This is a genomic window from Listeria weihenstephanensis (genome assembly GCF_003534205.1).
GTDB classification, from domain to species: Bacteria; Bacillota; Bacilli; order Lactobacillales; family Listeriaceae; genus Listeria_A; species Listeria_A weihenstephanensis.
Genome location: NZ_CP011102.1, coordinates 2,816,871 through 2,829,557, shown reverse-complemented (window position 1 = coordinate 2,829,557; position 12,687 = coordinate 2,816,871). Strand labels below are relative to the sequence as shown.

At 41.1% G+C, this 12,687-nt stretch carries 13 protein-coding genes and 1 riboswitch; of the genes, 10 read left to right on the top strand and 3 right to left on the bottom strand.

Going from position 1 to position 12,687, the window contains the following annotated elements; translation table 11 throughout:
• The first annotated feature begins 135 nt into the window (after window positions 1-135).
• Both UE46_RS13665 and hisJ read left to right on the top strand, forming a co-directional pair.
• Window positions 136-2,697: an immunoglobulin-like domain-containing protein gene (locus tag UE46_RS13665; protein WP_118907707.1), complete on the top strand. Its 2,562-nt coding sequence runs from the start codon at window positions 136-138 to the stop codon at window positions 2,695-2,697.
• A gap of 71 nt (window positions 2,698-2,768) precedes the next feature.
• Window positions 2,769-3,599 carry a histidinol-phosphatase HisJ gene (gene hisJ / locus UE46_RS13660; protein ID WP_036059952.1) on the top strand — a complete coding sequence of 277 codons (831 nt, stop codon included), beginning with the start codon at window positions 2,769-2,771 and terminating at the stop codon, window positions 3,597-3,599.
• Window positions 3,600-3,630: 31 nt separating this feature from the next.
• Here the strand turns inward: hisJ and UE46_RS13655 are convergent, their stop codons facing one another.
• Both UE46_RS13655 and UE46_RS13650 read right to left on the bottom strand, forming a co-directional pair.
• Window positions 3,631-4,926, bottom strand: a complete 1,296-nt coding sequence (locus tag UE46_RS13655; RefSeq protein ID WP_036059954.1) for an NCS2 family permease — start codon at window positions 4,924-4,926, stop codon at window positions 3,631-3,633.
• A gap of 88 nt (window positions 4,927-5,014) precedes the next feature.
• Window positions 5,015-5,116: riboswitch (purine riboswitch) on the bottom strand.
• Between the two features lie 191 nt (window positions 5,117-5,307).
• Window positions 5,308-5,418 (bottom strand): putative holin-like toxin, encoded by a 111-nt coding sequence (locus UE46_RS13650; protein WP_077912480.1) that lies wholly within the window; start codon window positions 5,416-5,418, stop codon window positions 5,308-5,310.
• Window positions 5,419-5,528: 110 nt separating this feature from the next.
• On the opposite strand from UE46_RS13650, the gene UE46_RS13645 reads away from it, so the two are divergent.
• From UE46_RS13645 to UE46_RS13610, 8 genes are all read left to right on the top strand, one after another.
• Window positions 5,529-5,747, top strand: coding sequence for a hypothetical protein (locus UE46_RS13645; protein WP_036059955.1), 219 nt, complete (start codon window positions 5,529-5,531; stop codon window positions 5,745-5,747).
• Between the two features lies 1 nt (window position 5,748).
• Window positions 5,749-6,039, top strand: coding sequence for a hypothetical protein (locus UE46_RS13640; protein WP_036059956.1), 291 nt, complete (start codon window positions 5,749-5,751; stop codon window positions 6,037-6,039).
• Window positions 6,039-7,550: a TNT domain-containing protein gene (locus UE46_RS16360; protein ID WP_233230938.1), complete on the top strand. Its 1,512-nt coding sequence runs from the start codon at window positions 6,039-6,041 to the stop codon at window positions 7,548-7,550. Before UE46_RS13640 ends, UE46_RS16360 begins: the two co-directional genes overlap by 1 nt.
• On the top strand, window positions 7,547-7,873 hold the full coding sequence (locus tag UE46_RS13630) for an Imm59 family immunity protein (RefSeq protein ID WP_036059957.1): 327 nt from the start codon (window positions 7,547-7,549) through the stop codon (window positions 7,871-7,873). Before UE46_RS16360 ends, UE46_RS13630 begins: the two co-directional genes overlap by 4 nt.
• A gap of 22 nt (window positions 7,874-7,895) precedes the next feature.
• Entirely contained in the window at window positions 7,896-8,219 is a 324-nt protein-coding gene (locus tag UE46_RS13625; protein WP_118907706.1) for an Imm59 family immunity protein, read from the top strand.
• Window positions 8,220-8,242: 23 nt separating this feature from the next.
• A complete protein-coding gene (locus tag UE46_RS13620; RefSeq protein ID WP_036059958.1) occupies window positions 8,243-8,581 on the top strand; it encodes a hypothetical protein in 339 nt (112 codons plus the stop codon).
• Window positions 8,582-8,975: 394 nt separating this feature from the next.
• A complete protein-coding gene (locus tag UE46_RS13615) occupies window positions 8,976-10,367 on the top strand; it encodes a glycoside hydrolase family 1 protein (protein ID WP_036059959.1) in 1,392 nt (463 codons plus the stop codon).
• Between the two features lie 42 nt (window positions 10,368-10,409).
• Window positions 10,410-11,138, top strand: coding sequence for a GntR family transcriptional regulator (locus tag UE46_RS13610; RefSeq protein ID WP_036059960.1), 729 nt, complete (start codon window positions 10,410-10,412; stop codon window positions 11,136-11,138).
• Window positions 11,139-11,418: 280 nt separating this feature from the next.
• On the opposite strand, the gene UE46_RS13605 is transcribed toward UE46_RS13610, so the two are convergent.
• On the bottom strand, window positions 11,419-12,477 hold the full coding sequence (locus UE46_RS13605) for an Lmo2079 family surface lipoprotein (RefSeq protein WP_036059961.1): 1,059 nt from the start codon (window positions 12,475-12,477) through the stop codon (window positions 11,419-11,421).
• Between the last annotated feature and the right edge of the window lie 210 nt (window positions 12,478-12,687).

Genomic DNA, 12,687 nt, shown 5'->3' with positions numbered 1-12,687 from the left:
AGTTGTGTTGATTAAATATGTCTAAATTGTCATGACTTTTCACCAAAAAGCGGAAATATTGTATTTTTTTCGAGGCGGACACTGCTAGGATTGAAGTAGAACTATGAACAAATAAATCAAAAAGGGGCGAAAAGAATGAATAAAATAATGAAGAAAACAGCATTACTTTTTTTAGCAACGAATGTTTTTGCAGGATCGGTTATCGCGACGGCACCAGTTGGGGCACAAGCGGCGAACCAAGCAGTACAAGGCTCGATCTACGGAAATGTGAAAGCGGAAGTCAACGCATTGTTTGTAGGGAAAGACCCAAAAAATGATATCAGAGCGGGACTAGATCAAACGCCAGTCAACGATGCGATTGCAGATGTTGCCCTTTTAGAAGATCCAATCCAGCAAGCCGAGTTACGATTGATTCTGGATAAGGCGATCAGCCAACTAACCACGAAAATCCAATCCACTTTAACAATCGATAGCGCTTTAAAAGGAGCAACGGGAATCACTGGAAAACTCGAATCACAGACGGTTTTCATCGCAGAGGTTTACAATGCGACTGGCACAAGAATCGCGATGACAACAGGCATGGCATCAACAGACAATACATACAAGGTAGCGCTAAATCGTGTGAATCGGTACGATGAAGACGGCTCATGGATCGATATGGGAGCGGTGACTTTAGAAAAAGGCATGAAAGTCAAAATTTACGTGAATTTACTGAATTCCAAAGGACAACGTTTCACGGCTGCGGATTTAACGCAGGATGTCATCGGAATACCGTATGAAGAAGCAGAAGCGGCAGTTTTAGGCTTGTTTGTGGATAGCAATCCGACTAAAATGGTAGCAACAACGGCCAGTAAAGCAAGTGTAACGGAGGCGCAAATGAAAGTAGCTATTCTACAAGCATCTCCAGAAAAAGATACGCTACAGGGCTACTTGAATAAAGCCGAAACGCTAGTTGGAGCGCGCGATGCGTTCCAAGGAATCACATTAAGCGACGATCATCAAGCGGCAACTTTTGCGTTAGATAATACGGAACAGGCGAAATATGCCTACAAGTTTACATTAAATAATAACGCGATGACGACAACAAGTACGGTAAGCGGAAATACGAAAAATGTTGTATCGCCGAGCACGTTAGCAGTTGGCGATACGGTTGCGATTTGGGCACAAGTAGAGAACGTATCCTACTTAATCGCGGACTTGAGGGTAACAGCGGTTCCAACCCCAGAAGAACTTGCACGCCAGTTGGTGGATGAATTGTTCATCGATAATAATTCTGCAAACCATGTCAAACCAACAACAAACCAAACAGACTTGAATAAAGCGCAGGCACAGGTTAATTTGATAATAGACTACACAACGAGAACGAGTATCCAGAAAGATTTGGATAAGGCAAAAAGTGAATTCAATGTCATTGCGCCAATCACGATTAATCCAGTGACAACAAATACAACAGAAGTAACAGGGACCGGTGAACCGAATGCAGGTGTGGTTGTACGAAATGGTTCCCTTGTTTTAGGCTCAAGTACAGTGGACGCGAACGGAGAATATAGTGTCTCGATACCACAACAAACAGTTAACACGAGTCTAACCGTATACATCACAAAACCACTAAATGGTAAAGCGAATGTGGCGAGCATTTCTGTGACAAAAGGCGCTGACATCACACTTTCTGCGAATGATTACAAGCTAGGCGAAGCAACCATAACAGGAACATACGGCAAAAATATCCCGCGTGTTCGCCTTTGGGTCAATGGGGTTGCGGTAACACAAGCCACATTAAACACAGATGGCACATTCACGATCGAAAAGGCAGCGAATTACGTCAAGGCACCAACAGACAAAGTCGAAATCGTAGCCGTTGATTCGAAATTTGTCGAACTAATGCGCGTTCCTGTGAAAATTACAGGTTCCATCGTCAAAGATTATGCACTAACAGCCAATGGATATCAGGTGGACGCGGCGAACATCGAAGGCACTTACGGAAAAGACATCGCAAAAGTTTCTCTTTGGGTCAATGGTGTATCAGTGGCTCAAGCGACAACAAATCCAGACGGAACTTATCAAGCAAAGAACATCACGCAATTTGTAACATCGAAGAAAGACCTAGTGGAAGTCGTTGGTGTTGACGCACAAAACGCGGAAGTGAAACGCGTGAGAGTAACCGTTACGAGCTCCCCACTAGAGAACTGGATAAAAGCGGACACATATCAATTTGGTATGCTGCCACTTACCGGGACGATCGGTAAGAATATCAGTAAAGTACGTCTTTGGGTCAACGGTAAAGCTGTGCAAGAAGCCATAATAAACGAAGATCGTAGCTATATTTTTGCGAATGCTAAGAAAAGCATTTTGAAAGATAGCGATTTGGTGGAAGTTGTTGGAGTAGACGATGCTTATGTAGAGGTTGGTCGTGCAACAGTTGTAGTGAAGCCGATTGTGCTAGATCTTACGTTAACAGCGGATGACTATGCATTTGGTAGCCTCACACTAACAGGAACATACGGTAAAGATATTAAATATGTGCGCCTTTTTGTGAATGGTGAAGTCGCGAAGCAAGCTGATTTGGACCCAATAGCAGGAACCTACACATGTACAGAGATTATCAAAAAAATTACGAGCAATGCGGATAAATTAGAAATTGTAGCGGTAGATGCGAATTTTAAAGAGATCAAGCGGATACCAGTTATAGTGAAATAAAACAAATCAAGTCATGGTAGTTGCTATCATGGCTTTTTTTGATACAATGGACAAAAAAGGAGCGATGCAGGATGAAAAAATGGGATGGGCATACGCATACGGAATTTTGTCCACACGGTTCAGGGGACAAGGTGGAGGCTATGATTGAAAAAGCAATTGGACTGGGGTTCACGGATTATTCGATTACGGAGCATCCACCAATGCCGGCTGCGTTTGAGGAAGTTATTGCGAATTCGATGGAGGACATTGCGACAGCAGCAATTCGGTGGGATCAATTAGATGCTTATTTTGAGCGAGCGCAGGCGATGAAGCGTAAATATAAAGATCAGATTCGGATTCATGTCGGTTTGGAAGTGGATTTTTTGCCGGGGTTTGAGCAGGATACGCGGGCGTTGCTTAGGGAGTATGGTTCGCAGATGGATGATGGTGTTTTGTCGCTACACTTTATGCCAGGTATCGGTGGTTGGCGCTTTATTGATTTTTCAGCGGAGGATTTTGAGGCGGGAATTTTGAAGTATTATGGTAGCTTTGATGCAGTTCAGAAGGGGTATTATGCGTTGATTCGAGAATCGTTGTTTGCTGACTTAGGGCCAGCGAAGCCGACGCGATTGGGGCATATTTCACTTTGCCAGAAGTTTCAGCGCTTTTTTGTAAATGAAGAAACTGGGATGAAAAAGGATACGCGACTCCATATTTCAGATTTGCTGAGGGATGTTAAGGCGCGGGAATATCAGTTGGATTGGAACACGGCGGGACTTTACAAGGAATTTTGTGAAAAAACGTATCCACCGCTTGATGTAGTGAATGAGGCGCGAAGATTGGGGATTGAATTGGTTTATGGCTCGGATTCGCATAGCTTGGCGGATGTGGGGCGAGGCTATGACTACTATGAAAACCATTAAAAAAGTTGGGCGCGATGACGCCCAACTTTTTTTAAACAACAAATATAAAATAGCAGATAAATAAGATCATTAATACGTACATAATCGGGTGGACTTCTTTGTATCTACCTTTGAAGAACATCGTAATCGGGTAGAAAATGAAGCCGAGCGCGATTCCTGATGCTATCGAGAAACTAAGTACCATCATCAAAATAACCATGAAACAAGGAACGGCGATTTCGAATTTGGACCAGTCGATATGTGCCACGTTACCAATCATTAGAATGCCGACAATCACTAGGGCAGGAGTCGTTACAGCGCTTGTGATAACGCCGAGCAGTGGTGAAAAGAACATCGATAGTCCGAAACAAATTGCTATGACAATCGCGGTCAATCCGGTACGTCCGCCAACCGCAACCCCCGCTGTCGATTCTACATAAGAAGTTGTTGTAGAGGTTCCTAGAATAGAGCCAACAATCGTCGCCGAGGAGTCAGCGAACAAGGCACGGCTTGCGCGTGGGATTTTGTTATCTTTCATGAATCCTGCTTGATTCGCTACCGCAACGAGTGTTCCAGCCGTATCAAAGAAATCAATGAAGAAGAATGTCAAAATGACGATCAACATCTGTGGTGTGAAAATATCGCCAAGGTGAAAGAGTGCTTGTCCAAAAGTAGGCGAAATATCTGGAATCGGTGCCACGACTTGAGTTGGAACATCGATTAGTTGGAAAATCATGCCGACAATAACAGTCGCTGCCATCCCGATAAAAATCGCTCCATTTATATTTAAAGTCATGAGAATAATGGTAATAACGATACCAAAAACAGCGAGCAGGACAGCGCTATTATGCAAATCGCCCAGTGCCACGAGTGTCGCCTTATTTCCAACGATAATCCCCGCGTTTTTCAAGCCAAGAAAAGCGATGAAAAAACCAATCCCTGCACCCACGGCGAATTTTAACTCGGTTGGAATTGCGTTAATAATTTTTTCACGAATTCCTGTAACAGTCAAGACGATAAACACACAACCGGACACTAAAACGCCAGATAGTGCGGTCTCCCAAGGAATGCCCCACTGTGCACAAACCGTGTACGCGAAAAAAGAACTAAGTCCGATTCCAGGCGCTAACCCGATTGGATAGTTCGCGATAAGTCCCATGAGTAACGATCCGACGACAGCCGCAAGAGCCGTAGCAACGAATACCGCGCTCATGTCCATCCCGGTTGTTGCAAGTGCGGACGGATTCACAAATAATATGTAAGCCATTGACAAGAAAGTCGTTAACCCCGCCAAAATTTCTGTTTTAATCGTTGTCTTATTTTCTCGTAGTCTAAACAATTTTTCCATTAAAAAAAGCCTCCCTGAATTGTGTTGTCGCACATTTTTCAAAGATGAGCCATCGCAAAAAAGAACCGATCCTACCTAAAAAGCAGAAATCGAGTATGCTATTGCTCGTAGTTTAGCCATTTACGGTAGCTAAGTAGAAACGTCTGGGCCATATTCCTAGACATATACGACATGTTTATATTTTAGCCTAGTTGGGGGCGGTTAGCAAGAGGGGAGGAGAAGAAATGTTGCGTGGGAATAGGAATTTTGTTATAATGAATATGAAAAGAGAGTCGTGCTAGTAACACAACCCTCTTCGCAAGTAGAGATTTCCAAGAACAGTGACTTATTTATAAATGCTAGAATAGCCATCTATCAACCGGTCAAAGTTGAGGTAGATGGCTATTCTTTGTCTTGTTGTACTGCTTTAGCAATCTTGACTACTAGACCGATTAAGGAAACTAAAAAGCTTCCAAAGCCGATCATGAGCGCGAGTGCTTCTGCAACAGACATTGCTGATCCTTTCCAATGATTTATGAAGCCCTTCGTGTGGAGGCTTTTTTATTTTGTCTATATTTGCTATAATAAGTAATGGAAGATACTAACACGAGAGGAAGTGCCATATGCCACATTACGAACAAGTTCGACATGCGATATCTGCTAGAAAACGTAGTTTAGAAAGTATAGTGGATGGTATTAAGAACAGGAAAAATGGGATTCAAGATGAAAATCACGAAATAGAGGAGAAAATGATACATAGGCTTAATCAAATAGAAGAGGAAGCTAAAGACATGATTTCCTACTGTGAGCAGACCGAGAATGCCTTGCGGAGGGAGATATGATATGTCAACGCAAATTGATATTGACACAGCTTGGGTTTTGAAACAATTAAAAAAGGGGGAACAAGCCGTATCAGATTTTAAAGCCGAAGCCACAAAGATTCAACACACCATGGACAGATTGAATAAGCAAGTTTCCCCTGATTTTATGACACGTTATATGGAGGTAAAAGAGGGATTAGTAACAGAAATAAAAGCGGATCAATTTACGAAATTAAACCAATCTTTTGTTGATAGCCAACTAGCGGTACATGCATTTATTGAAACAGATGCAAAGCTAGGAGGCGAAGGCTAATGGATTTTAAAATCAATATAGGGGAATTGGAAGATGTATTGACATCGCTCCATAAAATGAAATCGAGCTTAGAAACGTTAGACCGTGTGTTAGTCAACGTACAAAATGCCATCGCTCAACAACAAGGGAAATTAGCCGAAGCGTTGACGATGGAATTTGGTGCCCATCGAGACGATATTTCTAGGCAACAAGGAACGGTGACAAAACTGTTTACGTATTTAGAAAACTATGTGAATGATTTGAAAGACATAGATAGCCCAACCTATCGCAATCAGGATATGCTCATTGATGCGCGTGGCCTTCAAAAAGCGGCTGAAATGCAGGGATACGCTTTAGATGATGCCAAAAGCGAGGTATTCCGCGTGTCACAGCCAAGCATCGAGCGCATACCAGATGATCCAGATGAATTATGGGTCATGCGACATAACCAAGGATTGATGGAAGATTTAGATGATTATTTAAGGCAAAAGTTGACGCAATTACAGCAAAATGAAGGTGAAGCGATGCATCGGATTAGCCAAGATATGCGACGCCTCATGGAAATGGATCGCGCACACGCCTCTAAAATTGAAGAAGATTATCGGCATTATGATCGAAATAAGGTACGTCAAATTGGCGCTTCTACGAGAGATTCTATTTTTGGGTTTGGGAAAAGTACGCTTGATAGTTTGAAACATCCAGAAAAACATTTGGAGAGCATGGCTATGTTGATGAAAAACCTGCGTACTGACCCGTCAGGAACAATGGGGATGTTCTGGAATGGTATCGTGTCTAGTTATTTAGAACCCTATAAAAAGGGAGATGCCTATGGATTAGCTAGTACTACTATCTTTTTGGCTAGTGTGTTGGGTATTACGAAAGGTATTAACGATTTCAGCAAGATAAAAAATGTGAAAGATGTCAGTGCTAGCTCTAAAGTCAATAATATAAGTGAAGAAGTTGGAGCGGTTGTAAAGCCTTTCTCTCCTAAGAAAATCGTTTTAGAAAATGGAGAAATAGCATATGAATCAAAATGGGGAGCCTTGGTTCGCTCACCTAAATACCTAGATGAGTCAGGCGATATAAAATGGCCAAAAGCAGATGGTTTTGTTGTGGATAAGGCCGGAAAAGCAATTACAGTTAATGCAAATTTGAAAGCTGGACAAGTTATTGATAGGTATGGAGATTCTTTCGGAAGATTTACGAGTCCTGTGGAAAATGGTAAGATTCTTGAGTATGATACCAGAGGGTTACCATATCCAGAGAGTGTAAAGCCTTATTACCAATACGAAGTGGTGCAAGATATAAACTTGGTGAACGTAAAAAAAGCTGTTGAGAACCTCCCTCCTGCGATGCAAAACGACTTAAGAACTGGGATGAGAAAACATAATTTTACTTTGGACGATATAGCAAATCCCCAACAAGGAAAGGTAGCAGAAGTTTTTGGAGCAGGCGGAGGCACTCAGATTCAACTAGGAACTGTGGTCGACTGGTATGAAAAATTAGGACTTTTAAAGGAGGTAGTAAAATGAACAGTGATTCAATTGAAGAGTATAAAAATATTTTAGAGGATGATATTCAAATATTGGGCTATGGAGACTTAAGGTATTCCATTTTTGAGGGGCCAGAAAACAACAGACAAGAGTATCAAATTAGAATTGAAAAAATTGGAGGAACCTTTGAAGTTTATATGACAGCTGATAGAGCTGGTGTAATGGGGAAATACCAGTTTGAAGATATTTTTGATGCATTCCATCAGTTTCTAAGTATAATGCAGGATACTATCCTTTCAAATAGGAAAAGGGTAAGAGATGGAGAGCCACCAGAATATTCTTGTCCATTATGGGATAATTAGGTCTTTTGAAGGGGATAATGAAGTGGAATCAAAAATTGAAGAATATAAAGAAATGATTCAGCGTGACATTAACTTATTGGGGTATTCAGCATTAAGGTATTCACTTTTTGCCGGGGAAGAAAATCATCGTGATGAATATCAGGTTAGAATTGAGTATACGAATGGAAAATTTGAAGTTTATATGACTGGCGAACGTGCATCAGTTTCTGGAAAGAGTGGATTCGAAGATTTTTGGAAAGCATATAAAGAATTTATGTATAAAATACTACTCACAGTTTTAAGTAATCGTGAACATATACAAAGTAATGAACCTCCTGAATATCCCTGCCCGTTATGGGATAAATAAATTTATAGCTGGGATGTGGACAGTTGGAAAAAATTCATCGTGGTAATGGCTTTGCTGTTATTGAAAAAGAACGCGAATATCAAATATCTTGGCCTCAAGGTCCATATGATCAACCAGTATTTTATGCAATCTCAAAGGAAAACGCCGATAGGGCTTTTAAGTCGCCCCAAGATGCTTATGAAGTGATGATTTACGCCGAGACAGGACAATGGCCAAACGTAAAAGAAGAGACGCAAAATAAAGACAGAGAGTTAATGAAAAAATTCCTAGAGCTACGCATTAGAATTCCCTCAAACCAAGAATTATTTACAGAAGATGAACTTAAAGAGTTAATGCCATTGGCTAGAAAAGCCTTGGAGTGAAGGGCGCAAAAAACACCGATCAGAACGCGATCGGTGTTTTTCATATAATCCATCTTTGCTCTAGTTCGCCCCTAATAATTTGTTTTTATAGTCAAATGTAGTCATGTGTTAAATAGTTATAAAACGCTTGAAATGCTATTGTATCAACAATCGCGCTTTTGAAGTGACCGCGTAGGTATGATGATACAATAACAAGAAAGATGATACATGCACATCTCTAATTGAACTGCATTTAAGATAAACCACTCATAATGATTTTTTTAATCCAATTGAGTATTTTTACTTTCACATCAAATATACCTTTGACGAGTTATAAGTTTATACTTTTAAATAAATAGGGTATAATAAAGATATTAAACGGGCGTTTGATGCTCGTCTCTTGGAGGTAGAAATGATGAAATATGAATTTCCGCAAGATTTTTGGTGGGGTAGTGCGGCTTCTGGTCCGCAAACGGAAGGTGCTGCTGATGTGGATGGCAGAAAATCGAGTATTTGGGATCATTGGTATGACATCGAACCAGGTCGTTTTTTCAATGATGTTGGGCCTGCGAACACGTCTAATTTCTATTATCAATATAAAGAGGATATCCAGTTAATGAAGGAAACGGGACATAATTCGTTCCGGACGTCGATTCAGTGGTCGCGCTTGATTCCTGATGGGATTGGTGAGGTAAATCCGAAAGCTGTTGATTTTTATAACCGTGTAATTGACGAAATGTTAGCGAATGGTGTCGAGCCGTTTATGAACTTGTATCATTTTGATATGCCGATGTCGATGCAGGAAATCGGTGGCTGGGAAAACCGTGAAGTTGTTAGTGCGTATGCGACTTTTGCAAAAACGTGTTTTGAGCTGTTTGGTGATCGAGTGAAGCATTGGTTTACGTTTAACGAGCCGATTGTTCCGGTTGAGATGGGCTATTTATATGATGCGCATTATCCGAATGTTGTCGATTTCAAACGGGCGGTGCAAGTGGCGTATCACACGACGGTTGCGCATTCGCTTGCGGTGAAGGAATACCATGCACTCAAACAAAATGGGGAAATTGGTATCATCTTGAACTTGACGCCATCTTATCCACGTAGCCAAAATCCAGCTGATATTCGCGCAGCACATATTGCCGATTTGATTTTTAATCGCAGTTTCCTAGATCCTGTGACAAAAGGAGAATTTCCGGCTGATTTGGTAGATATTTTGAAGGAACATGCTATTTTACCGACCTATACGGAGGAAGATTTGGCGGTTATTAAGAACAATATTATTGATATTCTTGGCGTGAACTATTATCAGCCGCGCCGTGTAAAAGCGAAGGAGTATGCAACTCACCCAGATGCGCCGCTTATGCCAGAGCATTTATTTGATAACTATGAAATGCCCTATCGCAAAATGAATCCGTATCGGGGTTGGGAAATTTTCGAGAAGGCGATCTATGATATCTCGATTAATCTGCGTGATAATTATGGTAACATTCCGTTCTTCATTTCTGAAAATGGGATGGGCGTTGAGGGCGAGGATCGTTATCGTACAGCGGATGGATACATTGATGACCATTACCGGATTGCGTTTATTAAGGATCATTTGAAATGGTTGCATAAAGCAATGGCGGAAGGTGCGAACTGTAAAGGGTATCATTTGTGGACATTTATGGATTGTTGGTCGTGGGCAAATGCATACAAAAACCGTTACGGCTTGGTGGAAGTGAACTTAGATCAAGATTACAAACGGACAATCAAATCTTCTGGTCGCTGGTATAAAGAGCTTTCCGATAATCATGGTTTCGCTGAGTAATTTTTGTGATAGAATAGAAAGAAAAAAGAGGTGTTTAGCGCCATGGCAAATAATCAGACAAAATATAGTTTTATCGCGGAGGCGTTGAAAAAGCGTATTTTCGCCAAAGAATATTCGCTTGATAAACCAATTCCAGATGAAATGACACTTGCAAAAGAATTTGATTGTAGCCGCATGACGATGAAGAAGGCACTTGAGGTTCTTGTTTTGGAAGGGTTATTGTATCGCAAGCGTGGGCACGGAACGTTTATCATTAAGTCAGCGCTTGATATGGATCGATTGAATATTCATAGTCAGGAAGTGAACGGCTTTACAAAGTTACTGGAAGGACGCGATGTAGAAAGTAAAATCGTGCAGTTCCAGGTGACATTTCCTGATAAATATGTAGCCGAACGATTAAATATTGATCTAGAAACACCGGTTTATGATATTGTTCGGGCACGGCTTGTGGACGGTGAGCCTTATGTTTTAGAGCATACGTGCATGCCTGTTGCGCTGATTCCTGGTGTGACGCAGGAAGTTCTGGAGCATTCGATTTATACGTATATTCGCGAACGGTTGAACTTGAAAATTGCGAGTTCCTATAAGCAAATTCGGGCGGATAAGCCGGGACAAATGGATTTTGATTATCTTGATTGTTCGGAGATGGACCCGGTGATTGAAGTTGAACAAACGGTTTATTTGAATAATGGGATGGCTTTCGAGTATTCGAAATCGCGCCACCGGTATGATAAATTCGTGTTTACAACGGTGAATATTGCGAGACGATGAATAAGAAAAAGGCGTATCGGAAATCTGTCATTAGATTTTCGATACGCCTGTTTTTCGTTCCAGAAATAAAAAAACAAGCTAGCAGGGGAACTAGCTTGAAAAAAGGATAGGATAGTCAATTACGAAAAAGGGGGGAAACGTAAAAGCTATCTTGTTTACAAAGACTATATTACAGAAAACGGATGAAAACAAAAGGAAGGGAATCTAAGAATTTCATGAAAATCAGTAATGTGGGTCCCAATAAGGTAATGGTGATTGTACTATCAGACGTACGCGATAATCATTTTCGCTGCGCTTGTATAACGTCGGTCATCACATTATCGAGTTCTTTCTTCGTAACGATATCTGCCTTACTCGGAGACTCAGGAATTTTCTCAAAGTCTAGAAGCTCCATCGTAAAGTTGAATTTTAGTTTCTGATGATTTTCCTGATTGGCATAATCGACGGTTATAACTAGCTTTTTAATACCTTTGTCTGCGTCAGGATGTAAGGTCATCACCGTGCTCAGTTGGATGTTCTTATTCTGAATGAGCGCCTTCAGCGTTTCTTGCATATCGCTACTACTAGCATTCCATGATTCCTTTGCTTGCGATTCTTTTAGTCCCGACACGTTTGCGTAAAAACTTATAAAATCATGATTGGAGCGGAATTCTTCTAGCCAAGCATTTGCCAATTCGGCGAGTTCTTTTTTGCTAAGCGTGAGTTTAATCGTCCCATTTTCTGTTTGATAGTGACTTTTATCTAACTTATTCAAGTTTTCATAGATTAGGAAAGCGGTTTTTCCTTCGATTGCTTGAAGTTGGTCGGCTTGCTCGTCCACCGTTTTTTCATCGATGACTTGATTGGTTACATTTTGCCACGTTTGTAATAGATCCAGTTGTTTGTCTTTTAAGTCTTCGTTTTCGGCAAGTACTTTGGAAAATACTGAATTGGTCGCTAAATCTAGCAGGTTCGTGACAGGTGTTGCTGTTTGAAAAAAATCATTGACAGGTACAAAAATTTTGCCGGTACTGCCGTTTTGGAACGAATGGGCGGTTATATCCATTGTTGGGACGCCGCCGACATGAACGCCAAATGTATTATAGGTTAAATCGCGATCACTGTCACGCGATGTTTTGACGGTTACATTGCTTGCAATTAGGGCATCTGGGTTCAACTGGTTAAGTTCCTCAAATCCTGATATTGCCACGGGTTGCAGCGTTATTAAAGTTGTAAATTGCTTGTTTTTTACGGTATTTCGAAAAGATGACATGAACTCTGATTTTGGCGACGTACAAGCCGTTAAAAATAAGGCTACCGACAGGACAATCAAAGCTAATGCGATGATGGCTTTCTTCATATTAAATATGCCTCCCATAATCTTGGGTATTCCAGAATTGTTATACTAACACAACCATAGCATATCGACTGCGTTTCGACAATCCTTTTTTAAACCTTTTTGAGTGTTTTCGGTGTGGCATTTTGGTACACTAGTAGGGAACGCTAATTGGCGATTTTCTCAAGTGTCATTCAGTGAGTGATAATATGAACGATGGAGGGAGAAGCGAGG